The following is a 26,842-nucleotide window of genomic DNA, read 5'->3' on the forward strand; positions in this document are numbered from 1 at the left end:
TCAGGCTGCAGGAAAGTGCAGCCACCGCTGCTGCAAGCTAGAGCGCCGGGCTTGCGCTCGGCGCTGGTTAGCTTGCTGCATGCGGCTTGTAGCTTGCCGCTTTATTGCGATTTTCTGACCCGCAGGTACCATTCCGACAGCAGGCGCACCTGCTTGTCGGTGTAGCCACGCTCCACCATCCGCGTGACGAAGTCGTTGTGTTTCTGTTGGTCCTCCTTGCTGGCCTTGGCATTGAAGCTGATGACCGGCAGCAGGTCTTCGGTGTTGGAGAACATTTTCTTCTCGATAACCACCCGCAGCTTCTCGTAGCTGAGCCAGCTGGGGTTCTTGCCATTGTTGTTGGCGCGGGCACGCAGTACGAAGTTGACGATTTCGTTGCGGAAGTCCTTCGGATTGCTGATACCTGCGGGTTTTTCGATCTTTTCCAGCTCTTCGTTCAGGGCAATGCGGTTGAGAATTTCGCCGGTTTCCGGGTCGCGGTATTCCTGGTCCTGAATCCAGAAGTCGGCATACAGCACATAGCGATCGAAGATGTTCTGCCCGTATTCGCTGTAGGATTCCAAATAAGCGGTCTGGATTTCCTTGCCGATGAACTCGATGTAGCGCGGTGCCAGGTATTCCTTCAGGTAGCGCAGGTAGCGCTCACGCACCTCGGCCGGGAACTGTTCCTGCTCGATCTGCTGCTCCAGCACATACAGCAGGTGAACAGGGTTGGCCGCAACTTCGTGTGGGTCGAAGTTGAACACTTTGGAGAGGATCTTGAAGGCGAAGCGGGTAGACAGGCCGTTCATGCCTTCATCGACGCCTGCTGCGTCACGGTACTCCTGGATCGACTTGGCTTTAGGGTCGGTGTCCTTGAGATTCTCGCCGTCGTATACCCGCATTTTCGAGTAGATGTTGGAGTTCTCAGGCTCCTTGAGCCGCGACAGTACGGTGAACTGAGCGAGCATCTTGAGGGTGTCCGGCGCGCAATGGGCCTTGGAAAGCGAGCTGTTGATCAAGAGCTTATCGTAGATCTTGATCTCGTCGCTAACCCGCAGGCAGTACGGCACCTTGACGATGTAGATCCGGTCGATGAACGCTTCGTTGTTCTTGTTGTTGCGGAAAGTGTGCCACTCCGATTCGTTCGAGTGAGCGAGCAGTATCCCGGTATAGGGGATCGCGCCAAGGCCTTCGGTACTGTTGTAGTTACCTTCCTGGGTCGCGGTCAGCAACGGGTGCAGCACCTTGATCGGTGCCTTGAACATCTCGACGAATTCCATAAGGCCTTGGTTGGCCCGGCACAGGGCGCCCGAGTAGCTATAGGCGTCCGCGTCGTTCTGCGGGAATTCCTCGAGCTTGCGGATATCCACCTTGCCCACCAGCGCGGAGATGTCCTGGTTGTTCTCGTCGCCTGGCTCGGTCTTGGCGATGGCGATCTGATTGAGGATGGAGGGGTATAGCTTGACCACCTTGAATTTGGTGATGTCGCCGCCGAATTCCTGCAGGCGTTTGGTAGCCCACGGCGACATGATGGTATTGAGGTAGCGACGGGAGATCCCGTATTCCTCCTCAAGGATGGCCCCGTCTTCGGTAGGGTTGAACAGGCCCAGGGGCGATTCGAATACTGGCGAGCCCTTGATCGCGTAGAAGGGCACCTTTTCCATCAGTTGCTTGAGCTTTTCGGCCAGCGACGACTTACCGCCGCCTACCGGGCCCAGCAGATAGAGGATCTGCTTCTTCTCTTCGAGGCCTTGGGCGGCGTGGCGGAAGTAGGACACGATCTGATCGATGCACTCTTCCATGCCATGGAAGTCGGCGAAGGCCGGGTAACGGCGAATCACCTTATTGGAGAAGATTCGCGACAGCCTAGAGTTGGTAGAGGTGTCGATCAGCTCTGGCTCACCGATGGCCAGCAACAGCCGTTCGGCCGCCGATGCGTAGGCACTGCGATCCTCTTTGCACAGCTCGAGGTACTCCTGCAGCGAGAGTTCTTCCTGGCGCGTGGACTCGAAACGTTGTTGGAAGTGGCTAAAAATACTCATGACGTCACCTCGCTCGATACGTTGAGACGACGCCGGATCAGTCAGCTGATGCTGGCATGCAACCGGGTTCGCCGGTTGCTGTGTACCCCCCAGAACACCCTGAAACGCTACCGATGACCCGCACGCCGGTGTACCGGCTCTCCCCTTTTTTGGATGGCCTGCGCTTAAGGATAGTTGGTTATGCGCAAGGTCAAGGGCGCGAGATCGAGAAGTTGCGTACGACCGTTCGTCAGGTGGGCTGCTAGCCCACGTGCGGCGCGGGCTGCAGTGAAAATGAAAAAATTTATTCGGCAGCGCCCTGGGCGGTTTCGGCGGGGTAGGTGGTACGCCATAGCTCGAAGCCGCCGTCGACGCTGTACACCTCGGAGAAGCCCTGGCCGACCAGATAGGCGGCAGCGCTCTGACTGGAGTTGCCGTGGTAGCAAACCACCAGCGTCGGGGCGTCGAGGTCGGCATTGCGGATGAAGTCGGCAACCGAATGGTTATCCAGGTGCCGGGCACCTGTGATATGGCCGGCGGCGAAGGCTTGCGGGTCGCGAATGTCGACGACGACCGCACCTTGCGCGCGCAAGGCCAGGGCCTGCTCGGGAGGGATGCGTTTGAATTCGCTCATGGGTACGGCTCTCTTGGGGGTTGATCGTTCAGTGTAGTGGGCGGCGCCGACTGGCGGGCGTTGCCGTCGTCAGTGCAGTCGCAGCGGTGGTATTGCCCAGTGTCGACATTGTATAGGGTCATGGCGCCGCCCCATACGCAGCCAGTGTCCAGAGCAATGATGCCAGGCTCGTCGACCTGGCCCTGCAGCGCAGCCCAGTGGCCGAAAATGATCTTCACATGACGCGAGCGGCGCTCTTTGTGCGCGAACCATGGCTTGTAGCCTTTGGGCGCAGTGGCCAAACCTTCTTTGCTTTTGAGGTCCAGCTTGCCGCCGGCAGTGCAGAAGCGCATACGGGTGAGGTAATTGGTGATCACCCGCAGCCGCTCCACGCCGGCCAGGCTCTTGCTCCACTTGCTGGGCTCGTTGCCATACATGCCATCCAGATACAGCGGCAGGCGGTTGTCGTCGCGCAGCACCTGCTCGACTTCATGGGCCCGTTCCAGGGCCTGGCCCAATGTCCACTGTGGTGGTATGCCGGCATGAACCAGGGCGATACCCCGCGGCTCGTCGTAATGCAGCAGTTTCTGCTGGCGCAGCCAGTCGAACAGCCGGTCGGCATCTGGCGCTTCGATGATCTCGCGCAAGGTGTCGTTTTTCTTCAAGCGCTCGACATTGCGCCAAGCGGCCAGCAGGTGCAGGTCATGGTTGCCCAGCACGCACACCAGCGACTGACGGATCGAGTAAAGATAGCGCAGGGTTTCGAGCGACTCGGGGCCGCGGTTCACCAAGTCGCCGACCAGCCACAGACGGTCTACCGCCGGATTGAAGTCGACCCGTGCAAGCAGGCACTTGAGCGGCTCCAGGCAACCTTGCAGGTCGCCCACGGCATACGTGGCCATCAGTGCAGCGCCCCAGGAACGGCTAGGCGGAAGGGCGCGATGGGCGCTTCGAAGCGTTTACCGTCCGCGGCGAACATTTCGTAGCTGCCCTGCATGGTACCAACGCGCGTGCTGATCACTGCGCCGCTGCTGTAGGTATGGCTCTGGCCGGGTTCGATGGTCGGCTGCTGGCCAACGACACCGGCGCCGCGTACCTCCTCGACTTCACCGTCACCGTTGGTGATCAGCCAATGCCGTGACAGCAGCTTGGCTTTGACCGAGCCGTTGTTCTGCACGGTAATGGTGTAGGCGAAGGCAAAGCGACTGCTTTCTGGGTCGGATTGATCTTTCAGGTAACGGGTCACGACGCTGACGTCGATTTGATAGCGAGGGTCGGACATGCAAAGGCCTTGGGGAACTGACGCAATAATGCAGTCTAGGCCATTGATAGGGGGGAGGGCCAGCGGTGCTGGGCTTTGACAACTGGGGCCGACGTCCTTGCGAGCTTGCCTGGCAAAGACGTCGGTGCAGGCGGTCAGCCTTGTTGGGCTGCCAGCTGGTCGGCCAGGCGCACGAATGCTGCCAGGTCAAGCTGCTCGGGGCGCAGGCTGCCGTCCACGCCTGCAGCCTCGATGGCTGCACTGTCGAGCAGGCCTTTGAGGGTATTGCGCAGGGTCTTGCGGCGCTGGTTGAACGCTTCGCGCACTACCTGCTCCAGTAGGCGCGCATCCTTGGCCGGGTGTGGCAGCACTTCGTGCGGGACCAGGCGCACGATCGCCGAGTCCACCTTCGGCGGTGGATTGAAAGCACCGGGGCCAACATTGAACAAGTGTTCCACGCGGCAGTGGTACTGCACCATGATCGACAAGCGGCCCCAATCGCCACCGCCAGGGCCGGCAGCCATGCGCTCGACCACTTCTTTTTGCAACATGAAGTGCATGTCGCGGATGAGCCCGGCATGGCTGAGCAAGTGGAAGATCAGTGGGGTTGAGATGTTGTAGGGCAGGTTCCCGACCACCTTCAGGCTGCGCGACGGAACGCCGAGCTGGTTGAAGTCGAATTTCAGGGCGTCGCCCTGATGCAAGCGGAAGTTGTCACGGCCGGCGAACTTGTGTTGCAGGATAGGTACCAGGTCCTTGTCCAGCTCCACCACGTCCAGCTGCGCGCCACTGCCGAGCAGGCCTTCGGTCAGAGCACCCTGGCCCGGGCCGATTTCCAGCAGGTGTTCGCCAGCCTTGGCGTTGATGGCCCGCAGGATGCGGTCGATGATACCCGCGTCGTGCAGGAAGTTTTGCCCGAAGCGCTTGCGCGCCCGGTGTTGGTATTGCTCGTTCATGGTCGGTTCTCGGCCATCTGGTAGGCGGTTTCCAGGGCGACTCGCAGGCTGCCGGTGTCGACCTTGCCGCTTCCGGCCAGGTCCAGGGCGGTGCCGTGGTCCACCGACGTGCGGATGATCGGCAGGCCCAGGGTCACGTTGACGGCAGCACCAAAGCCTTTGTACTTGAGTACGGGCAGGCCCTGGTCATGGTACATCGCCAGCACCGCGTCGCAGTGCTCCAGATATTTGGGGGTAAACAGGGTATCGGCCGGCAGCGGGCCCCGCAGGTCCATGCCTTCGGTACGCAAGCGGGCCAGTGTTGGCTCGATGATGTCGATTTCTTCGCGGCCAAGATGGCCGCCTTCCCCAGCATGCGGGTTGAGGCCGCAAACCAGGATGCGTGGGTTGGCGATGCCGAACTTGTCGCGCATGTCGGCGTGCAGGATACGGGTGACCCGCTCCACGCGCTCGGCGGTAATGGCATCGGCGATATCGCGCAACGGCAGGTGAGTGGTCACCAAGGCCACGCGCAAGCCGCGCGTTGCCAGCATCATCACAACCTGAGCGGTGTGCGTTAGGTCGGCGAGGAATTCGGTGTGGCCCGAAAAGGGGATACCGCTTTCGTTGATGATGCCTTTGTGCACCGGTGCGGTGATCATTCCGGCGAATTGCCCGTCGAGGCACGCTTGGCCGGCACGGGTCAGTGTTTCCAGTACGAATGACGCGTTGGCGCCGTTCAGCTGACCTGGCACCACCTTGGCGGCCAAAGGGGTATCCCACACATAGAGGCTGCCTGCAGGCGCGGGCTGCTCGGGCCATTGGCCCGGCATTACCGGTAGCAGGCTGACAGCCAGCCCCAGCTGCGCGGCCCGCTCGGCGAGCAGGTCACGGCTGGTGATGGCAATCAGGGGGTGGGGCTGGGCCTCGGCGGCGAGCAGCAGGCACAGGTCAGGGCCTATGCCGGCTGGTTCACCGGGAGTGACGGCGAAGCGCAGAGGCTTCACTGTGCAGCCTGGTCGGCGCCAGGCAGTTTGATTTCAACGTAGGCTTCATCGCGGATCTGGCGCAGCCAGGTCTGCAGCTCTTCGTCGTACTTGCGGTTGCGCAACACATTCATGGCTTGCTGCTCGCGTGCCTGTTCAGTGCTGTCGGTAGCGCGGCGGCCCAGCACTTCCAGGACATGCCAGCCGTACTGGGTCTTGAACGGTTTGGTCACTACGCCTTGCTGGGCGTTGGCCATCTGCTCGCGGAACTCCGGTACCAAGCTGTTCGGGTCTACCCAGTTGAGGTCGCCGCCGTTGAGCGCCGAACCTGGGTCTTCCGAGAAGCTCTTGGCCAGTTCGGCGAAGTCTTCGCCGTTCTGGATGCGCTCGTACAGACGCTCGGCCAGTTGCTTGGTAGCCGCTTCGCTGCGAATTTCACTCGGCTTGATCAGGATGTGGCGCACATGCACTTCGTCACGCAGCACGTTCTCGCCACCGCCACGCTTCTCTTCCAGCTTCAGCAGGATGAAACCGTTAGGAATACGGATAGGCTGGGTAATGTCGCCCACAGCCATGCTGCTGAGCATCTTGGCGAAGTCCGGTGGCAACTGCGCAGCTTTGCGCCAGCCCATTTCACCGCCTTCCAAGGCGTTTTCGCTGGCCGAGTTGGCAATAGCGAGCTGGCCGAAGTCAGCACCCTGGCGCAGTTGCTGGTACAGGTCACCCACTTTGCGTGCGGCTTTCTGGATGTCGTCAGAGTTGGCGGCTTCCGGGGTCGGGATGAGGATGTTGGCCAGGCGATACTCTTCCGACATCTGCATCTTGCCCATGTCTGAATTGAGGAAGTTCTTCACTTCCTGCTCGGACACCTGGATACGCTCGGCAACGCGGCGCTGGCGCACGCGGCTGATGATCATCTCGCGCTTGACCTGCTCACGGGCGTCGTCGAACGACAGACCGTCATGGGCCAGGGCGGCGCGGAACTGCTCCAGGGACATGCCATTGCGCTGGGCGATGGTGGCGATGGCCTGGTTCAGTTCTTCGTCGGTGATGCGGATGCCGGAGCGTTCGCCGATCTGCAATTGCAGGTTCTCGACGATCAAGCGTTCCAGTACCTGCTGCTGCAGCGCGCCGGACGGCGGCACGCCGCCGCCGCGCTTGGCGATGGTCTGCTGCACCTCGTGGACGCGCTGGTCCAGTTGGCTTTGCATAACCACGTCGTTGTCGACGATGGCCACCACGCGGTCCAGAGGTTGTACCGCGGCATGTACCGCGCCACTCAGCAATGCAGCGCCCAGCAACACTGGGCGCAGTCGATCAATAAGCTTGGTCTTCACGTGTACGGTAACCTTGAATGCCTTGGTCGAGGAACGATTCGACTTTATTACCTACTACACCACCGAGGCCTTTCAGCACGATCTGCAGGAAGATGCCGTGGTCACCCTTTTCATTTTGCGGGGTAGCCTGGCTGAAGTCGTCGTAGTCGATCCAGTAACGGTTGATCAGGCGCAGCTTCCAGCAGCAGTTGTCGTACTCGAAACCACCCATGGCTTCCAGGGTGCGGTTGCGGTTGTAGTCATGCTGCCAGCGGGCGATGACGCTCCATTGCGGCACGATCGGCCAGATGACCGAGAAGTCGTGCTGCTGGATCTTGTAGTAGTCCTTGATGTAGTTCGGATCGCCTGGGGTGCCGTAGTCGCCGCCACCCACTTTCCAGGTACCGGTGCTCGAGTCATAGGCGATGGTGTCGTTGCGGTAGCGATAACCGAGGTTGACCACCTTGTTCGGGTTGTCCTCAGGCTGGTAGTGGAACATCGCACTGCCCGAGCGGGTGCTGCGGCTGTCCGGGTCCCAGTTGAAGTCTGAATTGAAGCGCCAGTCGCGGTTGAAGTAGTAGTTGTACACCAGCGCGTACGGCGATACATCCGACTGCGCGTCCTTGCGGTCGCGATAGTCGATGCCTGGCAGCTGGACCTTCCGATCCTTGAAGTAGTAAGCCTGGCCGATGCTGAAATTCTGGCGCTCAAAGCCGTTGTCTTCGATCCAGCGGGTGGTAACACCCAGCGACAATTTGTTCTCGTCACCGATGCGGTCGGTGCCGGAGAAACGGTTGTCGCGGAACAGCGAGTCATAGTTGAACAGCGTTTCGCTAGTGTCGAACAGCGGGATGTCCTTCTGGTCCTTGTATGGGACGTAGAGGTAGAACAGGCGCGGTTCGAGAGTCTGGCGATAGTTGGTGCCGAACAGCGAGGTGTTGCGGTCGAAGTACAGGCCGCTGTCGATCGATGCGATCGGAATGTCACGGTTCAGGGTGCTGTTGTAGCTGCCATAAGCCGGGTTGGCCGATTGAGCAATCGCTTGCGCCTTGCCCTGGCCGTCCAGGTCGAGGTCATAGTGGGTGTAGGCGTACTTCAGCTTTGGCGTGAAGTAGCCGTAGCTGGCCTGCATCGGCAGGCTCATCGAAGGCGCGAAGTTGAGTCGGGTACCGTTGGCTCGGGCAATACCACTGATGTTCTGGTCCAGTCGGCGACCACCGATGATATTCCCATTGGCGTCTAGGACTGTGCCAGCAGTGAGGTCCGGGTTACCGTCCTTATCGAAGACCAGGTCGTTCTTCAGGTCGCGATCGAACCGTACTGCCTCTGTCTCGTAGCCGAAGTTCAACCCGCCAGGGCTGAACGGCAGAGTACCGTTCAAGGTAATCTGCGGCAGCTTGTCGTACGGAGTGATCTGCGACAAGGTCGCCATTTCGTACGCTTGCGCATTCAGGCGAGCAGTGTAAGTGTCGCCACGCCAGGTCAGGGCACCTTGCTGGTTGACCACATCGCGGCTCTTGACGCCAATCTGATCGGTTTCAAGATCCTGGAAGTAGAACGGGTCGCTGATGTCGGTGTAGTCGACTTCAGTCATCAGGCGCTCGTCCAGGCCACCTTTGTGCTGCCAGTTGATCATCCAGCGGTCTTTCTTGTAGTCCGTCTGCAGCTTGCGGTCGTCGCTCTCATCACTGAGGAACGCCCCACCGAACTGGCCTTCGCTGGACTTGGTCAGGTAGCGGAACTCGCCTTCCATCAGCAAGCCGCGCTTGGTCATGTAGCGCGGGTACAACGTGGCGTCATAGTTCGGCGCCAGGTTGAAGTAGTACGGCGTGACCAGCATGAAGCCGGTGTCGCTGGTGCTGCTGAACGATGGCGGCAGGAAGCCGGACTGACGACGGTCGTCGATCGGGAAGTAGATGTACGGCGTGTAGAGCACCGGAAAATCTTTGACCCGCAGGGTGACGTTGGTCGCAGTGCCGAAACCGGTCGCCGGGTTCAGGGTGATGTTGTTGCCTTTGAGCTGCCAGGCGTTGCTGCCTGGTTCGCACGTGGTGTACGTACCGTCCTTGAGGCGGATGATGGCGTTTTCGCCACGCTTGGCGTACAGGGCATTGCCGCGGATGTGCGACTTGTGCATCACGTATTCGGCGTTGTCGACCTGGGCTTCACCGGTGTCGAGCTGGATCTGTGCCTGGTCACCGACGACCAGCGAGCCATTGTCGCGAATCTTGACGTTGCCCTTGAGCTCGCCACGGTTCTCGGCCTGATACAGGTTGGCCTCGTCGGCTTCTGCCTGCATGCTGCCCTGGCGCATGACCACGTCGCCAGCGAGGGTAGCGATTTGCTGCTCCTGCTGGTACTTGGACACCTTGGCGTTGATGTAGGTTGGCGACTCGTCCTTGGGCGTGGTGTCAGCCATGCCGGGGCGAATGGGCTCGATGTATGCACCGCCGCAGTACGGGCCGGTTTCGGCCAGCTGGGCTGCAGTGAGCTTATCGCGGGGTACCCAGTCGAGGTGGCTGTAGTCTTCGCTGCGCGACTTCAGACCACGGCCCTTGGCCTCGGTGACCAGCATCGGCTTGTCGGCGCTCTGGGCTTCGACCGGCTCGGCTTCGGTACCGGCCGTAAGCGCGGCACCGTCATGCACCGGACGCGGAGGCAGGTTGCTGACTGGGGTCTTGGGCTTGCAGTCCCAACCACCGGAGGCGGACACTTGGCAGTCGAACTGCTCGGCTGCCACCACATAAGAGGTGGCCAGAGGTTGCATGGCCAGCAGACCGCCGGTTACCAGCAACGGAAACTTTCTACGAAACGCGGGGGATTTCAATGCCATCTTATTAGTCCGGGCTTCCTGCGTGCCATCTGCCCGCGTGTGGGGCCGCACGCCTCTCGATGGTCTGAAAAAGATGCTGGATAATAAAGCATGACCCGCTTGACGGCTAGGGCCGTCGGAGACCCTTGTAATGCCTGATCACGATGTACGCCTGCAACAACTCACTGTCTGGCTCCATGAGCAGCTCGATCGACTCTTTCGCGACAACGCCTGGGGCGACGTGCCCGAGGGCAGCCTGGCCGCCGCCAGCAGTGATGCCAGCTTCCGCCGCTACTTCCGTTGGCAGGGGGCCGGGCGCAGCTTCGTGATCATGGACGCGCCCCCACCTCAGGAAAATTGCCGACCGTTCGTCGCCATCGACCATTTGCTGGCAGGCGCCGGGGTGCATGTGCCGCAAATCCATGCCCAGGACCTGGAACGTGGCTTCCTGTTGCTGGGGGATCTGGGCCACCAGACCTACCTGGACATCATCCAACAGGACAACGCCGATGCGCTGTTCGCCGATGCCATTGACGCGCTCTTGGCTTTCCAGCGCCTGCCAATGGATGCGCCGCTGCCCCATTACGATGACGCCTTGCTGCGCCGCGAAGTCGAACTGTTCCCCGAGTGGTATGTGGGACGGGAGCTGGGCCTTGCCTTCACCGCCGCACAGCAGGCCACCTGGCAGCGCGTCAGCCAGTTGCTGATCGACAGCGCCCTGGCCCAGCCCAAAGTGCTGGTGCACCGTGACTACATGCCGCGCAACCTGATGCAAAGTAGCCCCAACCCAGGCGTGCTGGACTTTCAGGATGCTGTCTACGGCCCGGTCACCTACGACATCATCTGTCTGTTCAAGGACGCGTTCCTCAGCTGGCCGCAAGCACAGGTCCAGGGCGGGCTGCGTCGCTACTGGGACCAGGCGCGAGCCGCTGGCATCCCAGTGCAGCCGGTATTCGAAGAGTTCCATCGCGCCAGCGACCTGATGGGCGTGCAGCGCCACCTCAAGGTCATCGGGATCTTCGCGCGCATTTGCCACCGTGACGGAAAACCTCGTTATCTGGCCGACGTTCCGCGATTCTTCGCCTATATAGAAGAAGTGGTCAGCCGTCGCCCTGAGCTCGCCGAGCTGGGCCGCCTGATCGGCGAGTTGCAAGCCGGAGCGCGTGCATGAAGGCAATGATTCTTGCAGCAGGTAAAGGCGAGCGCATGCGCCCGCTGACCCTGCATACCCCCAAACCGCTGGTGCCGGTCGCGGGTCAGCCGTTGATCGAGTACCACCTGCGTGCGCTGGCAGCAGCCGGTTTTACCGACGTGGTGATCAACCACGCCTGGCTTGGCCAGCAGATCGAAGACCATCTTGGCGATGGTAGCCGTTTCAGCCTGCGCATCCGTTATTCGCCCGAAGGCGAGCCGCTGGAGACCGGCGGCGGGATCTTCAAGGCTTTGCCGATGCTGGGCGATGAGCCCTTTGCGCTGATCAATGGCGATGTCTGGACCGATTACGATCTTGCTCGCCTGCGCGCACCGTTGCCGGGGCTTGCGCATCTGGTGCTGGTCGATAACCCTGGGCATCACGGGCGGGGCGACTTCCGCCTAAGCGCCGGCCGGGTGATCGATGGCGACGACGCCCCTGGTACGCTTACCTTCAGCGGCCTCTCGGTATTGCATCCGGCTTTGTTCGAAGGCTGCCAGGCCGGTGCCTTCAAGCTGGCGCCATTGCTGCGCCGGGCCATGACCGAAGCCAAGGTGACTGGCGAGCACTACCGCGGCCATTGGGTGGATGTCGGCACTCTGGAGCGTTTGGCCGAGGCCGAGCGCTTGATCAGCGAGCGCGCCTGAGATGTGGTGGCCAGGCACGCTGATCGGATTGGGCGCAGGTTTTGCGGTTGCCAGCATTCCCGGTGCATTGCTGGGAGCCTTGTTGGGCCAGGCGATGGACCGACGCCTGCGTTTGCAGGGTTGGGACGACATGCGCGAGCGCCTTGGCGGTCGCTCGCCACTGCAGGATGACGAATTGCTGTTCGTATTGCTTGGGCGGTTGGCCAAAAGCGATGGCCGTGTGGCCGAGCAGCACATCCAGCAGGCTCGCCAGGAAATGGTCCGCCTCGACATGCCCGAAGCTGCTCGTTTGCGGGCCATTGCCGCGTTCAACCGGGGCAAGGCGGGCAAAGACCGGCTGGCAGGCCACCTGCGTCGTATCCGTATGCAGCCCCATGCCGCCGAGGGCACGCTGCGCGCTTGCTGGCGTATGGCATGGGCTGATGGCAAGGCCGGTCGGCACGAGCGCGAGCTGCTGCTGGAATGGGGACACAAGTTGGGCCTCAGCCGCCGCCAGGTTCAAGCGATGTCGCTGGAATACGAACCGCGCAAGGCGCAGGTTGCAAGTGGGGTGATGAATTACGCGTCCGCCCTGCGCTTGCTGGGCGTGGAGGCCGACACCGAAGCCGATCAGGTCAAGCAGGCCTACCGACGCCTGGTCAGCAAGCATCACCCAGACAAGCTGGCGGGGAGTGGCGCAAGCGAGGCGCAGGTGCGCGAGGCGACCGAGCGCACTCGCGAGCTGCACCAGGCCTATGCCATCGTGCGCAAGCGGCGCGGTTTCTAGCAGCAGGGCGCCTAGCGCGCCTTGACGTCACTGCTGTTGTGGGCTCAGCCAGCCCCTCACGCGGCGGAACACCTGCTCCTGCTCACCCTCCTGGTTGGCCGACATGGCAATCAGCGACAGCTGTTTGTACTGGCTGTCCTTCTGCCGCTTACTGGCCTGAAGGCGAAGCGCTGCGGCATTGCGGTCGGCAGTGCGGGTGGCGAAATAAAGGTCGGCGGTGGGCACTTTGAGGGTCGGCGTCAGGCTTTGCAGGTCATGTTCGACCCGTGCTGGCGTTTGTGCAGCGATCATCACCAATTTGTGTACTTGCGGCGGTTGCTTTTCGCTCAGGTAGCGCGCGGCCCAGTAAGCACCGCTGCCGTGGCCGATCAGCACGATGCTGCGCGAATTGTGCTGCTGGGCAAACGCCACGGCTGCGTCCAAGCGGGCGAAGATGCGTTCGGCATCGGCTGCGTCATTCTGGTCGCTGGCTTGTACGGCGTCGGTGCTTTCTGCGGTATCGACATCGGCAGCGGTGGCTTGCGCGACGTTGGCGTTGGCGTCGGCAGGTGTGTCCTTGGCCGGCGCGCTTTCGCCGGGCTTGTTGTCAGGCTCTGACGCTGGTTTGGCATCGACTCGCGCTTGCGGCGCCTCGGCCAGCAGATCGGGCAAGCTTACGCTCAGGCTGTGCCAGCCGGCATCAGGGAACTTGCGCCGCAGCGGGCCGACGGCGTTGGGCCAGTCGGCATTCTCACCTGCGCCAGGCACGATGATCACGGCACCCTTGGGGTCGCTGTCATTGGCCGGCTTCCAGAGCGCTAAAAAGTTGTCTGCCCCGGCTTGCAAGGTCTGCTGTTCGGCTTTGGGTACTTGCCTCTCCAGGGCCAGCGCATCTTCTTGGCTGCGTTCGAGCAGGGGTGGGCGTGTGACGGGGGCAGCGCCGGCCTGGGCAGCGGTTTCTGGTTTGGCGGCATCGCCAGCCACGGCGCCAAATGGCAGGAGTGAGGCCAGGCAGCACATTGCCAGTGTCGTGCGATAAAGTGTGATCATGAATCAACCCAAGGCCAGAATGATTCCGGCAGCCTAATAGTATTTGCCCGCGACGGCCACGCCCCATGGCCGCCCTTACCCAGATGAGCGTATTGATGAAGCGATTGCGTCGCCTGTTGGTTATCGGCGTGTTGTGCCTGCCCTTGATCGCTCTGGCACTGCCCCCAGCGGCGCCGACTGTGGTGCTGGAGCCTGCTCAGCTGCAATGGCTCGACAGCCATCGCAGCTTGCGGGTGGGCCTGGTATTGCAGGCGCCGTATGCGCAATTCGATCACCGTCTGCAGCAGCTTTACGGCGCCAACGTCGAGTTGGTTGCCCAACTGGGCCAGGCGCTAGGCCTGGACCTGACCTGGCGTAACTTTACTGACCAGGCCAGCCTTGAACATGCCCTGCAGGCCGGTGAAATCGACTTTGCGCCCGGCTTGATGCAAACACCGGCCAGCCTGCGCCTATGGCTGTTCAGTGACCCCTACATGCGGGTTCCACAGCTGGTGGTGGGGCCGCGCACCGGCGCGATGGCCGTGGAGCTGGAAAAACTCGACGGGCAAACCCGCGTTGCGGTACGCATGCCCAGTGCCCTGGCCGATTACCTGCGCGGCAACTACAGCAACCTAAACCTACAGGGCGTACCGAGTGAGCGCGAGGCTTTGCAACTGGTGGTCGCAGGCCAGGCCGGTTATGCGGTGCTCGATGAAGCCCAGTTGAGTCGGTTGTCTCGCGAAAGCGAGTTCGCCGAGTTGGTGGTGGTAGGTGATATCGGCTTGCCGCAGTTACTTCGGGTAGGCTCGCGGCGCGACTGGCCGGTGCTGGCCGATGTGCTTGAGCGGGGCTTACAGGCCATCCCGGCCAAGTCACTTGAGCAAATGCACCAGCGCTGGTTGCAGCCCAAGTACCCTCGTTTGAGCGAATCACCTGGGTTCTGGCAGAACCTGGCATTGCTGTTCGGCCTGTTGCTGCTATGCGCCGTGGCCACAGTGGTGTGGCAGCGCCGCCAGCAACGGCAACTGGAGCGCGGCTTGCTGGCGGCGCGGGAAAACCTGGCTGAACGTCAGGGGCGCGAGCAGGCGCTGCGCCTTAGCCAGTTCTCCATCGATCAAAGCACTGTAGGCATTCTTTGGGTCAACTGGGACAGCCACGTGCGCTATGCCAACCAGGCAGCCGAAAATATGCTCGGCTACGCCGAGGCCCAGTTGCTGGAGCGGCCACTGATAGATTTCGAGCCTAACCTGAACATGGACCGTTGGCTCGAGCTCTGGAAGGGCGCCCGTGCCGGCGCAGACGAAACACGGCGTTTCGAGACGCACTGCCGGCGGGCCGATGGCAGCCTGCTGCCGGTGGAGCTGTCGCTGAGCTTCCTGCGCTTTCGCGATGCCGAATACCTGGTGGTGTATCTGGCCGATGTGACTGAACGCCATCGCGCCCTGGCAGCGCTGCGTGAAAGTGAGGCGCGGCTTAAAGGCATCGCGGGCAACGTGCCAGGCCTGGTGTTCCGCCTTGAGCCGGCGCCAGCCCAAGGTGAGCCGGAATTTCCCTACATCAGCGAGGGCAGCGAGGCCCTGGTCGGCTACACCCCCGCGCAAATCCAGCACCCGCAGATGGGGCTGCGCAACCTGGTTCACCCTGACGACCGGGCCGATTACCACCAGGTTCAGGATCTGGCCATTGCCGGTGATCAGGACTGGTCGTGGCAGGGGCGTATCCTCACTCGCCATGGCGAGCAGCGCTGGGCCGACATCAAGGCCAGCGCCCGCCGTTTGCCCAACGGGCGGGTGGCGTGGGACGGCATCGTCTGGGACATCACCCAAGGCAAACGCGCCGAGCTGGCGCTGGCCAGCTCCCAGGAGCAGTTGCGCGAGTTGTCGGCGCACCTTGAGAGTGTGCGCGAAGAAGAGAAGGCGCGAATTGCCCGTGAGGTGCATGACGAGCTGGGGCAGATGCTGACAGTACTCAAACTGGAAGTGTCGATGTGCGAACTGGCCTTCGCCGAGCTCGACCCGGCGCTGCACGAGCGCTTGGGTAGTATGAAGCGCCTGATCGGGCAACTGTTCCAGTTGGTGCGCGATGTCGCCACCGCCCTGCGCCCGCCGATCCTCGACGCTGGTATCGCTTCGGCCATCGAATGGCAGGCGCGGCGCTTCGAGGCGCGTACGCACATACCCTGCCTGGTGCAGGTACCGGATAATCTGCCGGCATTGAGCGATGCCAAGGCCACGGGGTTGTTCCGCATTCTGCAGGAGGCGCTGACCAATGTGATGCGCCACGCCAAGGCGCATAGCGTGGAGATCGAGCTGATACGTGAGAATGCGCAACTGCGCATGACGGTCAGTGACGATGGCAGTGGGTTCTGTTGCGATCAGCCCAGGCCCGCATCGTTCGGCCTGGTCGGCATGCGAGAGCGTGTGTTGATGCTCGGTGGCACCATGGTGTTGGACAGTGAACCCGGCGAAGGCACCCGCCTGAGCGTGGCCATACCTTTGGAATAGGAGAGTGAGCGTGATTCGAGTGCTGGTGGCCGAGGACCACACCATTGTTCGTGAGGGCATCAAACAGCTGATCGGGCTGGCCAAGGACATGCAAGTGGTAGGGGAGGCGGGCAATGGTGAGCAGTTGCTCGAAGCCCTGCGCCACAGCCCCTGCGAAGTGGTACTGCTGGATATTTCCATGCCGGGGGTCAGCGGCCTGGAGGCGATCCCGCGCATCCGTGCCCTGCACGATGCCCCGGCGATTCTGATGTTGTCGATGCACGATGAAGCACAGATGGCAGCACGCGCGCTAAAGGCTGGCGCCGCCGGGTATGCGACCAAGGACAGTGACCCGGCCTTGTTGTTGACCGCGATCCGGCGGGTTGCCAGCGGTGGGCGCTACATCGACCCGGCGCTGGCCGATCGTATGGTCTTCGAAGTGGGGCTGACCGAAACCCGCCCGCTGCACACGCTGCTGTCGGAACGAGAGTTCTCGGTATTCGAGCGCCTGGCCCACGGCGCCAATGTCAACGACATCGCCCAGCAGTTGGCGCTGTCGAGCAAAACCATAAGCACCCATAAAGCCAGGTTGATGCAGAAGCTCAAGGTCAATTCGCTGGCGGAGCTGGTGAAGTACGCCATGGAGCACAAACTGGTCTGACTGTTCTGATCGCGACAGCTGCCCCCTGTATGGCGTGGCCAACCTTGCAGTGGGCCGATTTACTCGCAAGGCGCCTGGCCTGCCTTCTGCGCGGCTTTGGCTGGCCCGATCACGGGCGAGCTCGCTTGCAGAGCGATTCATGGCTGTGCTGAAAGCGCCGCTCTTGTAGGGCAATCCCTACAGCGAATCTTCCACGTGGATGATGGCATTCTCTCAGCGCAGCCGATTTTCCAGCGTTCGCGGCTCATCTAATCTTTTGCCTACGCAGTCATTCCAACAAGAAGGTGCAGGCATGAGCGAGGCGAACTCGAACGCTGCTACCAGCGAGACGCTGGTCAGTTTCCGTGGTGTGCAAAAGAGCTACGACGGCGAATCGCTGATCGTCAAAAACCTCAACCTGGACATTCGTAAAGGTGAGTTCCTCACCCTGCTTGGCCCTTCCGGCTCGGGCAAGACCACCAGCCTTATGATGCTGGCCGGCTTCGAAACCCCCACCGCCGGTGAAATTCAGTTGGCCGGGCGGTCAATCAACAATGTGCCACCGCACAAGCGCGACATCGGCATGGTGTTCCAGAACTACGCACTGTTCCCGCACATGACCGTGGCTGAGAACTTGGCGTTTCCACTGACCGTGCGCGGCCTGAGCAAAACCGATATCAGCGAGCGGGTCAAACGTGTGCTGAACATGGTGCAGCTCGATGCATTCGCCAAGCGCTACCCCGGCCAGCTGTCGGGCGGCCAGCAGCAGCGCGTCGCGCTGGCGCGGGCATTGGTGTTCGAGCCTCAGCTGGTGCTGATGGACGAGCCGCTGGGTGCCCTGGACAAACAGCTGCGTGAACACATGCAGATGGAGATCAAGCACATTCATCAGCGCCTGGGCGTGACCGTGGTCTATGTGACCCACGATCAGGGTGAAGCACTGACCATGTCCGACCGTGTGGCGGTGTTCCACCAGGGCGAGATCCAGCAGATCGCTGACCCCCGCACACTGTATGAGCAACCCAGCAACACCTTCGTTGCCAACTTCATCGGCGAAAACAACCGCATCAACGGCACCCTGGTGTCCCTGGACGGTAACCGCTGCCAGGTGCAACTGGCCCGTGGTGAGAAGGTCGAGGCACTGGCAGTGAACGTGGGCCAGGCCGGTGAGCCAGTGACCCTGTCCATTCGTCCCGAGCGGGTGCGTCTCAACGGGCACAGCGAAAACTGCGTCAACCGCTTCTCCGGCCGGGTGGCTGAGTTCATTTACCTGGGCGACCACGTGCGGGTGCGCCTAGAGGTCTGTGGCAAAGCTGACTTCTTCGTCAAGCAGCCAATCGCCGAACTCGACCCGGCGCTGGCCGTGGGCGATGTGGTACCGCTGGGCTGGGAGGTGGAGCACGCCCGCGCGCTCGATCCGATTGCCGAAGCCCACTGATCGATTGCTTCACCAACCCTGTACTGTGGAGAGAATAATAATGCGCAAGCAGTTGAAACTGACCGCCCTGGCCCTTGGCCTGTGCGCCGCTGGCCAAAGCATGGCGGCGGATCTGACCGTGGTTTCCTTCGGCGGTGCCAACAAGGCGGCCCAGGTCAAGGCGTTCTACGAGCAATGGGAGAAGGCCGGCAAGGGCAAGATCGTTGCGGGCGAGTACAACGGTGAAATGGCCAAGGTCAAAGCCATGGTCGATACCAACAGTGTGTCGTGGAACCTGGTGGAGGTAGAGTCGCCGGAGTTGGCCCGCGGCTGCGATGAAGGCATGTTCGAAGAGCTCGACCCTGCGCTGTTCGGCAACGAGTCCGACTATGTGAAGGGCGCAATCCAGCCATGCGGCGTGGGCTTCTTCGTCTGGTCGACGGTGCTGGCTTATAACGCCGACAAACTCAAGACCGCACCTACCAGCTGGGCAGACTTCTGGGACACCAAGAAATTCCCGGGTAAGCGTGGCCTGCGCAAAGGGGCCAAGTACACCCTCGAGTTCGCCCTTATGGCAGACGGCGTTGCGCCCAAAGACGTGTACCAGGTGCTGGGCACCAAACAAGGTGTGGACCGCGCCTTCAAGAAACTCGACGAACTCAAACCAAGCATTCAATGGTGGGAAGCCGGTGCCCAGCCACCGCAGTACCTTGCCTCCGGTGACGTGGTCATGAGTTCGGCTTACAACGGCCGCATCGCTGCGGTGCAGAAAGAAAGCAACCTCAAGGTGGTGTGGAACGGTGGCATCTACGACTTCGACGCCTGGGCGATCCCCAAAGGCGCCAAGAATGCCGACGAAGCGAAGAAGTTCATCGCCTACACCTTGCAGCCTGAGCAGCAGAAGATCTACTCCGAGAACATCGCCTACGGCCCGGCCAACTCCAAAGCCGTACCACTGCTGGCCGATGCGGTGAAGAAGGATATGCCGACCACGCCTGAGAACATTGCCAACCAGGTGCAGATCGACGTGGCCTTCTGGGCTGACAACAGCGAGCAGCTGGAGCAACGCTTCAACGCCTGGGCGGCTAAGAAGTAACAACCCGGGAAGCGGGGCCGCTTTGCGGCCCCAATTTCAGCCTGTATCGCGGAGTTCGCCATGGCCATTGCAGTGCCCCTCAACGAAGGCGCAGGTCCAAATCTTAAACAGCGCCTCAAACGTGCCGAGCGGGTCAACCGCTGGAAAGCGCAGGCGTTGATCGCGCCGCTGGCGCTGTTTCTTCTGTTGGTGTTTCTGGTGCCGATCGCGGCGCTGCTGTACAAGAGCGTCGGCAACCCGGAGGTAGTCGGCGGCTTGCCGCGCACCGTCGAGTTGATCAGCCAGTGGGACGGCAAGAGCCTGCCAGGCGAAGACGTCTACAAGGCGCTGAGCCAGGACCTGGCCGAATCGCGCAAGAACCAAACGTTGGGCGACCTTTCCAAACGCCTGAACATGGAGTTGGCCGGTTACCGCAGCCTGCTGGCCAAAACTGCACGGGCAATGCCGTTTAAGGCCGAGCCTGCTTCTTATAAGGATGCCCTGCAGGCGCTGGACGAGCGCTGGGGCGATCCTGCTTACTGGCAGGCGATCCGCCGCAACACCAGCTCGGTGACGCCGTTCTACCTGCTGGCCTCGGTGGACCACCGCATCGATGATCTCGGCGAGCTGGCCAAGACCACGCCGGACCAAGCGATCTACCTGGACATCTTCGCCCGCACCCTGTGGATGGGTGTGGTGATCACCGCCATCTGCCTGGTGCTGGCCTACCCGCTGGCCTACCTGCTGGCCAACCTGCCGACGCGGCAAAGCAACCTGCTGATGATTCTGGTGCTGCTACCGTTCTGGACTTCGATCCTCGTGCGAGTGGCCGCGTGGATCGTGTTGCTGCAGTCCGGAGGCCTGATCAACAGTGCTCTGATGGCGATCGGCATCATCGACCAACCGCTGGAACTGGTGTTCAACCGCACCGGGGTCTACATCTCGATGGTGCACATCCTGCTGCCGTTCATGATCCTGCCGCTGTACAGCGTCATGAAGGGGATCTCGCCCAGCTACATGCGCGCGGCGATTTCCCTTGGCTGCCACCCGTTTGCGAGCTTCTGGCGGGTGTATTTCCCGCAGACATACGCGGGGGTGGGCGCCGGTTGCCTGTTGGTGTTCATTCTGGCCATCGGCTATTACATCACCCCGGCCCTGCTCGGCAGCCCCAACGACCAGATGGTCAGTTACTTCGTCGCCTTCTACACCAACACCAGCATCAACTGGGGCATGGCTACGGCGCTAGGCGGGCTGTTGCTGCTGGCGACCGTGCTGCTGTACCTGATCTATAGCTGGCTGGTCGGCGCCAGCCGCCTGCGCCTGAGCTGAGGAGCCTTGAGATGCTGAGCCCCTACATGTCGCCCGTCGAACGGGTTTGGTTCTACACCCTGCGCATCCTTTGCGGCTTGATACTGCTTTTCCTGGTGCTGCCGGTGCTGGTGATCGTGCCGCTTTCGTTCAACAGCGGCAGCTTTCTGGTGTATCCGCTGCAGGGCTTTTCGCTGCAGTGGTATCACGACTTCTTCGCCTCGGCCGAGTGGATGCGTGCGCTGAAGAACAGCATCATCGTCGCGCCAGCGGCCACCGTACTAGCGATGGTGTTCGGCACCCTGGCCTCGATTGGTCTGACCCGTGGCGATTTCCCGGGCAAGTCGCTGGTGATGGCGCTGGTTATTTCGCCCATGGTGGTGCCGGTGGTAATCATCGGTGTGGCCAGTTATCTGTTCTTTGCGCCGCTGGGCCTGGGCAACAGCTTTACCTCGTTGATTCTGGTGCATGCGGTGTTGGGCGTACCTTTCGTCATCATCACCGTGTCGGCTACCTTGCAGGGCTTCAACTACAACTTGGTACGCGCTGCGGCCAGCCTGGGTGCTTCGCCGCTGTTGACCTTCCGTCGGGTGACCTTGCCGCTGATTGCCCCGGGTGTGATTTCAGGCGCGCTGTTCGCCTTCGCCACTTCCTTCGATGAAGTGGTGGTGACGCTGTTCCTCGCCGGGCCTGAACAGGCGACTCTGCCACGGCAAATGTTCAGTGGCATTCGCGAAAATCTCAGCCCGACCATTGCAGCGGCGGCGACCCTGCTGATCGCCTTCTCGGTGGTGCTGTTGCTGACGCTGGAGTGGCTGCGCGGGCGCAGCGAGAAGCTCAGGACCCAGCAGCCTGCCTGATCAGGTTACCCCGTGAACCGGCCTTTTCGCGGCTAAAGCCGCTCTCACCGAGCCTGCGCAGGCAGTGAGACGCACTGAAAACCGTGGAAGCGGCTTTCGCCGCAAAGAGGCCGCTTCAGGTTGATGCTAATCAGCCGTCAACTGCTTCCCTGAGTTACAATGCGCGCCACCGTGATTCTGCCAACAGGTGCGCCATGCAGCCCTACGCTATTGCCCCCTCCATACTCTCTGCCGATTTCGCCCGTCTTGGCGAGGACGTCGACAAGGTATTGGCTGCGGGTGCCGACATCGTTCACTTCGATGTCATGGACAACCATTACGTCCCCAACCTGACCATCGGCCCGATGGTGTGCTCCGCGCTGCGCAAATACGGCGTGACCGCACCGATCGACGTACACCTGATGGTAAGCCCGGTCGACCGTATCATCGGCGACTTCATCGAAGCCGGTGCCACCTACATTACCTTCCATCCGGAAGCCTCGCAGCACATCGACCGCTCGCTGCAGTTGATCAAGGATGGCGGATGCAAGGCCGGCCTGGTGTTCAACCCGGCCACCAGCCTGGATGCCTTGAAGTACGTGATGGACAAGGTCGACATGGTACTGCTGATGAGCGTGAACCCAGGCTTTGGCGGGCAGAAGTTCATCCCAGGCACCCTCGACAAGCTGCGCGAAGCCCGCGCCTTGATCGACGCCAGTGGCCGCGACATCCGCCTGGAAATCGACGGTGGCGTCAACGTCAACAACATCCGTGAAATCGCTGCCGCTGGCGCGGATACCTTCGTGGCGGGCTCGGCGATCTTCAACGCGCCGGACTACCAGGAAGTCATCGCCAAGATGCGCGCCGAACTGGCTCAGGCCCGCCCATGAGCGGCTTCGAGCAGCTGTTCCCGGGGGCGCTGCCCAGGCTGGTGATGTTTGATCTGGACGGCACCCTGATCGACTCGGTACCTGACCTGGCCGCTGCCGTGGACCGCATGCTGCTCGAACTTGGGCGCCCACCGGCAGGCCTGGAGGCAGTACGCCACTGGGTCGGCAATGGCGCCCAGGTGCTGGTGCGCCGTGCCCTGGCAGGCGGCATCGAGCACGATACCGTGGATGATGCTTTGGCCGAAAAAGGCCTGGCGTTGTTCATGGAGGCCTATGCCCAAAGCCATGAGCTCACCGTGCTTTATCCGGGTGTGAAGGATACTTTGCGCTGGCTGCACAAGCATGGCGTCGAGATGGCGCTGATTACCAATAAGCCGGAGCGATTCGTCGCGCCGTTGCTCGACCAGATGAAAATCGGCCGGTATTTCCGCTGGATCATTGGCGGCGATACGCTGCCGCAGAAGAAGCCCGACCCGGCGGCGCTGCTGTTCGTCATGCAAATGGCCGGCGTCAGCCCCCAGCAGTCGTTGTTCGTCGGTGACTCGCGCAGCGATGTGCAGGCGGCCAAGGCGGCAGGCGTGCAATCGGTGGGCCTGACCTACGGCTACAACCACGGCCGGCCGATCACCGAAGAATCCCCCAGCCTGGTAGTCGACGACCTTCGCGCATTGCTGCCCGGTTGCGCTGACCCGGCCACTGGGATAACGTTGGCGGACCTTCAAGCCTCCCAAGACAGAGAGTCCCCCGTGGCGGTCACTGGCAAATTCTGGATGAAAGTCATCAAGGCCCTGGCCCGTTGGCGCTGGCGCGCCTGACTCCTGCCCGCCGGCGCCTGCCGGCCCGTCCGCTTGCCCGACCCTATTGCTGCTTGCCACGAGGCTACCCATGACCCGCGAAGAATTTCTGCGCCTGGCCGCTACCGGCTACAACCGCATCCCTTTGGCCTGTGAAACCCTGGCCGACTTCGACACACCGCTGTCGATCTATCTGAAACTGGCCGATCAACCCAACTCCTATCTGCTCGAGTCTGTGCAGGGCGGCGAGAAGTGGGGCCGTTACTCGATGATTGGCCTGCCATCGCGCACCGTGTTGCGGGTGCATGGCTATCACGTGAGCATTCTGCATGATGGCGTAGAGGTCGAAAGCCATGACGTCGAAGACCCGCTGGCCTTCGTCGAGCGCTTCAAGGAGCGGTACAAGGTCGCCGACATTGCTGGGCTGCCACGTTTCAATGGCGGCCTGGTTGGCTATTTCGGCTACGACTGTGTCAGGTATGTGGAAAAACGCCTCGGTGCAAGCCCCAACCCAGATCCGTTGGGCGTGCCGGACATCCTGTTGATGGTTTCCGATGCGGTGGTGGTATTCGATAACCTAGCGGGCAAGATGCACGCCATCGTGTTGGTCGACCCTGCCCAGGAGCAGGCCTTCGAGCAAGGGCAGGCCCGCCTGCAAGGCTTGCTGGAGAAACTGCGTCAGCCCATCACCCCACGCCGGGGCCTGGACCTCAGTGGCCCGATGGCAGCCGAGCCTGAGTTCCGCTCAAGCTATACCCGCGACGATTATGAAAATGCGGTAGGGCGAATCAAGGAATACATTCTGGCGGGTGACTGCATGCAGGTAGTGCCCTCCCAGCGCATGTCGATCGATTTCAAGGCTGCACCGATCGACCTCTACCGGGCCCTGCGTTGCTTCAACCCGACGCCTTATATGTACTTCTTCAACTTCGGCGACTTCCATGTGGTTGGCAGCTCGCCGGAAGTGCTGGTGCGCGTGGAAGACAACCTGGTGACGGTGCGGCCGATTGCCGGGACTCGCCCGCGCGGCGCGACCGAGGAGGCCGACCGGGCGCTGGAAGACGATTTGCTCTCGGATGACAAGGAAATCGCCGAGCACTTGATGCTGATCGACCTCGGCCGTAACGACGTTGGCCGAGTGTCCTCCACTGGTAGCGTGCGGCTGACCGAGAAAATGGTCATCGAGCGTTATTCGAACGTGATGCACATCGTTTCCAACGTAACAGGCCACTTGCGCGAGGGCCTGACCGCGATGGACGCGTTACGGGCGATCTTGCCGGCAGGGACGTTGTCGGGTGCGCCGAAGATCCGCGCAATGGAGATCATCGACGAGCTGGAGCCGGTCAAGCGCGGCGTCTACGGTGGTGCGGTGGGTTACTTCGCCTGGAACGGCAACATGGATACCGCGATTGCCATCCGTACCGCAGTCATCAAAGATGGGGAGCTGCATGTGCAGGCGGGTGGCGGTATCGTCGCCGACTCGGTGCCCGCGCTGGAGTGGGAAGAAACCATCAACAAGCGCCGGGCCATGTTCCGCGCAGTGGCCTTGGCCGAACAGACCTCTGCTAAGTAACAGGTGCCCGCTCCACAGGCGATTGCCGTACTCGACAATTGTGCTGCCTGTAGGAGCGGGTTCACCCATGACTGGGCCGCGCCTCTCTAGAAATCGACGCTGACACTCAGGTTCACACCTTGTTGCCTGAGCTCGTCGCTCTTGCGCCAGTTGTAGTTACCTTGCAGCTGCACCCCCGCCACCAGTTCATGGCTCACCCCCAGGCTCGCCCGGGTCAGGTCGCTGTGGGGCGTATAACCTGTCAGCGTGAAGTCATTGCCCGGCAATGTCGTCAGGTGCAGGGTCACATCCTGCTGGTCATCCTCGAACTCGTGCTCTTGCGCCACCTCGGCGAACAGCTTGGTGCTCGGCATTACCTGTACACTGCCCAACAGCCCAAGCCCCAGGCGCCGTGATGTACGGTCTTGGTCATCGACGCCCAGCGCTGTCGAGCGGCCACTCTTTTCGTCATAGCCATCAACCTTCACGCGCGCGTAGTCGCCGCTGATGAAGGGGGCCAATTGCCAGCGGCTGCCGTCGGCCGCCAGGTTGTAGCCTAGGCGCGCAGTAACGGCCCAGGCTTGGCCATCGGTGTCACCTTTTTCACTACGGTCGTTGATGCCCAGCGCGAAGGTCCGCTTGAGGTCACGATAGTCCAATTGGCCGGCACTGAGTGCAGCATCGGCCCACCAGCGGTTCTGGCTGAACTGGGCGAAGGCACTGGCCAGATAGCTGTCGAGTTTGTAGTCCGAGTCCTGTTCACCGGCTTCCAGCTTCTGCCGGTATACGCCACCGGCAAGACCGACGCGCCAGGCATCGTTAAGCCGGTAGCTGCCGCCAAGAGTCAGGTTGTAGCCACGCCCGTCCGCGCTGGCAGCGCCGGGCTGCGCGTCAAAGTCCAAGTGCTGGGCGCCCGTGCTGACGAAAGCCTGCCATTGGCCGACAGCCTGCCATGGTGATTGCCACTGATTACGCAGTTCATCCTGATGCGCGCGCAGGCTGGCATGTGCCATCTCTGGCAGCAGGGTCAGTTCCCATGGAGCGGATATGATCGAGTAGGCGTAGTCTGCGATCAGTTGCTGCCCGGCGATGGTCGGGTGCACCGAGTCGTTGAACAACAGCTTGCTCGGGTCAGGTAGGGTGCCGTTGGCTCCATAGAGTGGGTTTTCCACACAGCCGTTACCGCTGTAACAGGTGGCGATGAGGTTTTGATCGGCCGCCAAGCCGAACTGCGCCGGGCTGGCTACCGCTTCGCTGAGAAGCACCGGGATGTTGAGCGGGATGATCTCGGCGTCGATACGGCCCAGCTGGCTGACCAACGACTGGTTGAACACGCCGGACAGCTGCGAGAGTGCAGTCTGCTGTGGTGTGCCGCTGAAGTTTGGCGTCTGCCCCAGGTCTGGCAGCATCCACACCATGATGTAGCGGGCGCCGCCCTGTTGTAGCGCTTGGGCGCTTGAGGCCAGGCGAGCACCGGCCGCAGCGGCATCGGCAGGGCTGTTGACCAGGCCCTGGAGGAAGTCATTGCCGCCACCGGCAAGGTAATACAGAGCATTTGGATCGGCGCTCAAGCCGTTGGCCAGGTAGCCAGGCCGATCGCGCAGCGATGTTCCCGCGCCAATTTGGCCGGGTGGTATGACAGCCCTGGATGTAGTCGTGATCGAGTCGAGGATCTGCTGGGTGGTATAGCCGCCAACTGCCCAGTTGTTGCCGTCGGGCAGGCCAAGGGCCTGGTGGCTCAGCGAGGTCGACGGCCCGAGCTCGGCTGCGCTCAGGCCCAGCTTGCCACCGAGAATCATCGGCGATACCGGGGCGTATTGGCCATCGGCATCACGGTTGGTGAAGCGCATGCCCAAGGTGCCACCGATCAGGTCAGGAAACTGCCCCGCATCATTGAGGCTGTCACCGAACACTACCAGGGTCGAGTAGGGGGATGGCCCCGCCAGGGCTTGGCTGCAGGCCAGGGCTAGGGTGGCGAGGGCAAAGCCCAGCAAAGGTGCTTTTCGCATCGTTGAACATCCTTTTCATTGTTTTTATGTGAACTAGCTGCTTGACCTTAGCAAATCGCCGGGCATGCCTCCCAAGTCGATTGGTTTCACCGTGTTTACGGGCATATTGCGCCCGCCGTCCCGGTAGGCTACTGTGCGTGCAAGTATGAGCGAGACCTATTCTGTGTTGATCGTCAGCAAACTCTTGATGCGCGTTATCAAGGCCCACGCCCGTTGGCGTTGGCGCGCCTGACTTTATCTCCTGCCGGCCCGTCCGGCCCGCCCCCGTTTGCCTTCCTTATTGTTTAGTAACTGCC

22 protein-coding genes are annotated in these 26,842 nt (G+C 61.6%); 12 read left to right on the top strand and 10 right to left on the bottom strand.

The features are described 5' to 3' along the window. Window positions 1-101: 101 nt before the first annotated feature. The 8 genes from HU725_RS01985 to HU725_RS02020 all read right to left on the bottom strand — a co-directional run bounded on the left by HU725_RS01985 (window position 102) and on the right by HU725_RS02020 (window position 9,947). Window positions 102-2,024, bottom strand: a complete 1,923-nt coding sequence (locus tag HU725_RS01985) for a PrkA family serine protein kinase (RefSeq protein WP_060477464.1) — start codon at window positions 2,022-2,024, stop codon at window positions 102-104. 283 nt (window positions 2,025-2,307) lie between these two features. Then, window positions 2,308-2,637 (bottom strand): thiosulfate sulfurtransferase GlpE, encoded by a 330-nt coding sequence (glpE, locus tag HU725_RS01990; RefSeq protein WP_186478637.1) that lies wholly within the window; start codon window positions 2,635-2,637, stop codon window positions 2,308-2,310. Next, window positions 2,634-3,518 carry a symmetrical bis(5'-nucleosyl)-tetraphosphatase gene (locus tag HU725_RS01995; RefSeq protein WP_186478638.1) on the bottom strand — a complete coding sequence of 295 codons (885 nt, stop codon included), beginning with the start codon at window positions 3,516-3,518 and terminating at the stop codon, window positions 2,634-2,636. Before HU725_RS01995 ends, glpE begins: the two co-directional genes overlap by 4 nt. Then, window positions 3,518-3,898, bottom strand: coding sequence for a Co2+/Mg2+ efflux facilitator ApaG/CorD (gene apaG, locus HU725_RS02000; RefSeq protein ID WP_060477467.1), 381 nt, complete (start codon window positions 3,896-3,898; stop codon window positions 3,518-3,520). Before apaG ends, HU725_RS01995 begins: the two co-directional genes overlap by 1 nt. Window positions 3,899-4,032: 134 nt before the next feature. Then, window positions 4,033-4,833, bottom strand: coding sequence for a 16S rRNA (adenine(1518)-N(6)/adenine(1519)-N(6))-dimethyltransferase RsmA (gene rsmA, locus HU725_RS02005; protein WP_060477468.1), 801 nt, complete (start codon window positions 4,831-4,833; stop codon window positions 4,033-4,035). After that, the gene (gene pdxA, locus HU725_RS02010; RefSeq protein ID WP_186478639.1) at window positions 4,830-5,819 is read right to left on the bottom strand and encodes a 4-hydroxythreonine-4-phosphate dehydrogenase PdxA; all 990 of its coding nucleotides are present in this window, start codon (window positions 5,817-5,819) and stop codon (window positions 4,830-4,832) included. Before pdxA ends, rsmA begins: the two co-directional genes overlap by 4 nt. After that, window positions 5,816-7,135, bottom strand: a complete 1,320-nt coding sequence (surA, locus tag HU725_RS02015; RefSeq protein ID WP_060477470.1) for a peptidylprolyl isomerase SurA — start codon at window positions 7,133-7,135, stop codon at window positions 5,816-5,818. The genes pdxA and surA overlap by 4 nt, the downstream gene beginning before the upstream one ends. After that, window positions 7,116-9,947, bottom strand: coding sequence for an LPS-assembly protein LptD (locus HU725_RS02020; protein WP_186478640.1), 2,832 nt, complete (start codon window positions 9,945-9,947; stop codon window positions 7,116-7,118). Before HU725_RS02020 ends, surA begins: the two co-directional genes overlap by 20 nt. Window positions 9,948-10,077: 130 nt before the next feature. On the opposite strand from HU725_RS02020, the gene HU725_RS02025 reads away from it, so the two are divergent. The 3 genes from HU725_RS02025 to HU725_RS02035 are packed head-to-tail and all read left to right on the top strand — an operon-like array spanning window position 10,078 to window position 12,531. Then, window positions 10,078-11,097 carry an aminoglycoside phosphotransferase family protein gene (locus HU725_RS02025; RefSeq protein ID WP_186478641.1) on the top strand — a complete coding sequence of 340 codons (1,020 nt, stop codon included), beginning with the start codon at window positions 10,078-10,080 and terminating at the stop codon, window positions 11,095-11,097. Next, window positions 11,094-11,765 carry an N-acetylmuramate alpha-1-phosphate uridylyltransferase MurU gene (murU, locus tag HU725_RS02030; protein ID WP_186478642.1) on the top strand — a complete coding sequence of 224 codons (672 nt, stop codon included), beginning with the start codon at window positions 11,094-11,096 and terminating at the stop codon, window positions 11,763-11,765. The genes HU725_RS02025 and murU overlap by 4 nt, the downstream gene beginning before the upstream one ends. 1 nt (window position 11,766) lies before the next feature. After that, entirely contained in the window at window positions 11,767-12,531 is a 765-nt protein-coding gene (locus HU725_RS02035; protein ID WP_186478643.1) for a TerB family tellurite resistance protein, read from the top strand. A gap of 27 nt (window positions 12,532-12,558) precedes the next feature. On the opposite strand, the gene HU725_RS02040 is transcribed toward HU725_RS02035, so the two are convergent. After that, on the bottom strand, window positions 12,559-13,560 hold the full coding sequence (locus tag HU725_RS02040) for an alpha/beta hydrolase family protein (RefSeq protein ID WP_186478644.1): 1,002 nt from the start codon (window positions 13,558-13,560) through the stop codon (window positions 12,559-12,561). A gap of 95 nt (window positions 13,561-13,655) precedes the next feature. Between HU725_RS02040 and HU725_RS02045 the strand changes: the two genes are divergently transcribed. The 9 genes from HU725_RS02045 to trpE all read left to right on the top strand — a co-directional run bounded on the left by HU725_RS02045 (window position 13,656) and on the right by trpE (window position 24,558). Then, on the top strand, window positions 13,656-16,043 hold the full coding sequence (locus HU725_RS02045) for a PAS domain-containing sensor histidine kinase (RefSeq protein ID WP_186478645.1): 2,388 nt from the start codon (window positions 13,656-13,658) through the stop codon (window positions 16,041-16,043). Window positions 16,044-16,053: 10 nt separating this feature from the next. Further along, window positions 16,054-16,683 (top strand): response regulator, encoded by a 630-nt coding sequence (locus tag HU725_RS02050; protein WP_060477477.1) that lies wholly within the window; start codon window positions 16,054-16,056, stop codon window positions 16,681-16,683. 292 nt (window positions 16,684-16,975) lie between these two features. Then, entirely contained in the window at window positions 16,976-18,100 is a 1,125-nt protein-coding gene (locus HU725_RS02055) for an ABC transporter ATP-binding protein (RefSeq protein WP_186478646.1), read from the top strand. Between the two features lie 40 nt (window positions 18,101-18,140). Further along, entirely contained in the window at window positions 18,141-19,175 is a 1,035-nt protein-coding gene (locus tag HU725_RS02060) for an ABC transporter substrate-binding protein (RefSeq protein WP_186478647.1), read from the top strand. 60 nt (window positions 19,176-19,235) lie between these two features. Next, on the top strand, window positions 19,236-20,483 hold the full coding sequence (locus HU725_RS02065; protein WP_186478648.1) for an ABC transporter permease: 1,248 nt from the start codon (window positions 19,236-19,238) through the stop codon (window positions 20,481-20,483). A gap of 11 nt (window positions 20,484-20,494) precedes the next feature. Further along, the gene (locus HU725_RS02070; protein ID WP_060477481.1) at window positions 20,495-21,322 is read left to right on the top strand and encodes an ABC transporter permease; all 828 of its coding nucleotides are present in this window, start codon (window positions 20,495-20,497) and stop codon (window positions 21,320-21,322) included. Between the two features lie 194 nt (window positions 21,323-21,516). Beyond that, window positions 21,517-22,191 (top strand): ribulose-phosphate 3-epimerase, encoded by a 675-nt coding sequence (gene rpe / locus HU725_RS02075; protein WP_060477482.1) that lies wholly within the window; start codon window positions 21,517-21,519, stop codon window positions 22,189-22,191. Then, window positions 22,188-23,006 carry a phosphoglycolate phosphatase gene (locus HU725_RS02080; RefSeq protein WP_186478649.1) on the top strand — a complete coding sequence of 273 codons (819 nt, stop codon included), beginning with the start codon at window positions 22,188-22,190 and terminating at the stop codon, window positions 23,004-23,006. Before rpe ends, HU725_RS02080 begins: the two co-directional genes overlap by 4 nt. Window positions 23,007-23,076: 70 nt before the next feature. Next, a complete protein-coding gene (trpE, locus tag HU725_RS02085; protein ID WP_060477484.1) occupies window positions 23,077-24,558 on the top strand; it encodes an anthranilate synthase component I in 1,482 nt (493 codons plus the stop codon). An 86-nt stretch (window positions 24,559-24,644) separates the two neighbouring features. Here trpE and estP read toward each other — a convergent pair whose 3' ends face one another. Continuing rightward, entirely contained in the window at window positions 24,645-26,546 is a 1,902-nt protein-coding gene (gene estP, locus HU725_RS02090; RefSeq protein ID WP_186478650.1) for an esterase EstP, read from the bottom strand. Window positions 26,547-26,842: the final 296 nt, after the last annotated feature.

Source organism: Pseudomonas promysalinigenes, assembly GCF_014269025.2.
In the GTDB taxonomy this organism is placed as follows: domain Bacteria; phylum Pseudomonadota; class Gammaproteobacteria; order Pseudomonadales; family Pseudomonadaceae; genus Aquipseudomonas; species Aquipseudomonas promysalinigenes.

Coding starts and splice junctions, on each gene's coding strand:
- HU725_RS02055 (WP_186478646.1), top strand. CDS start 16,976: ATGAGCGAGGCGAACTCGAACGCTGCTACCAGCGAGACGCTGGTCAGT.
- HU725_RS02040 (WP_186478644.1), bottom strand. CDS start 13,560: ATGATCACACTTTATCGCACGACACTGGCAATGTGCTGCCTGGCCTCA.
- trpE (WP_060477484.1), top strand. CDS start 23,077: ATGACCCGCGAAGAATTTCTGCGCCTGGCCGCTACCGGCTACAACCGC.
- HU725_RS01985 (WP_060477464.1), bottom strand. CDS start 2,024: ATGAGTATTTTTAGCCACTTCCAACAACGTTTCGAGTCCACGCGCCAG.
- HU725_RS02060 (WP_186478647.1), top strand. CDS start 18,141: ATGCGCAAGCAGTTGAAACTGACCGCCCTGGCCCTTGGCCTGTGCGCC.
- HU725_RS02025 (WP_186478641.1), top strand. CDS start 10,078: ATGCCTGATCACGATGTACGCCTGCAACAACTCACTGTCTGGCTCCAT.
- rsmA (WP_060477468.1), bottom strand. CDS start 4,833: ATGAACGAGCAATACCAACACCGGGCGCGCAAGCGCTTCGGGCAAAAC.
- HU725_RS02070 (WP_060477481.1), top strand. CDS start 20,495: ATGCTGAGCCCCTACATGTCGCCCGTCGAACGGGTTTGGTTCTACACC.
- glpE (WP_186478637.1), bottom strand. CDS start 2,637: ATGAGCGAATTCAAACGCATCCCTCCCGAGCAGGCCCTGGCCTTGCGC.
- murU (WP_186478642.1), top strand. CDS start 11,094: ATGAAGGCAATGATTCTTGCAGCAGGTAAAGGCGAGCGCATGCGCCCG.
- estP (WP_186478650.1), bottom strand. CDS start 26,546: ATGCGAAAAGCACCTTTGCTGGGCTTTGCCCTCGCCACCCTAGCCCTG.
- HU725_RS01995 (WP_186478638.1), bottom strand. CDS start 3,518: ATGGCCACGTATGCCGTGGGCGACCTGCAAGGTTGCCTGGAGCCGCTC.
- HU725_RS02080 (WP_186478649.1), top strand. CDS start 22,188: ATGAGCGGCTTCGAGCAGCTGTTCCCGGGGGCGCTGCCCAGGCTGGTG.
- HU725_RS02035 (WP_186478643.1), top strand. CDS start 11,767: ATGTGGTGGCCAGGCACGCTGATCGGATTGGGCGCAGGTTTTGCGGTT.
- rpe (WP_060477482.1), top strand. CDS start 21,517: ATGCAGCCCTACGCTATTGCCCCCTCCATACTCTCTGCCGATTTCGCC.
- HU725_RS02020 (WP_186478640.1), bottom strand. CDS start 9,947: ATGGCATTGAAATCCCCCGCGTTTCGTAGAAAGTTTCCGTTGCTGGTA.
- HU725_RS02045 (WP_186478645.1), top strand. CDS start 13,656: ATGAAGCGATTGCGTCGCCTGTTGGTTATCGGCGTGTTGTGCCTGCCC.
- apaG (WP_060477467.1), bottom strand. CDS start 3,898: ATGTCCGACCCTCGCTATCAAATCGACGTCAGCGTCGTGACCCGTTAC.
- HU725_RS02065 (WP_186478648.1), top strand. CDS start 19,236: ATGGCCATTGCAGTGCCCCTCAACGAAGGCGCAGGTCCAAATCTTAAA.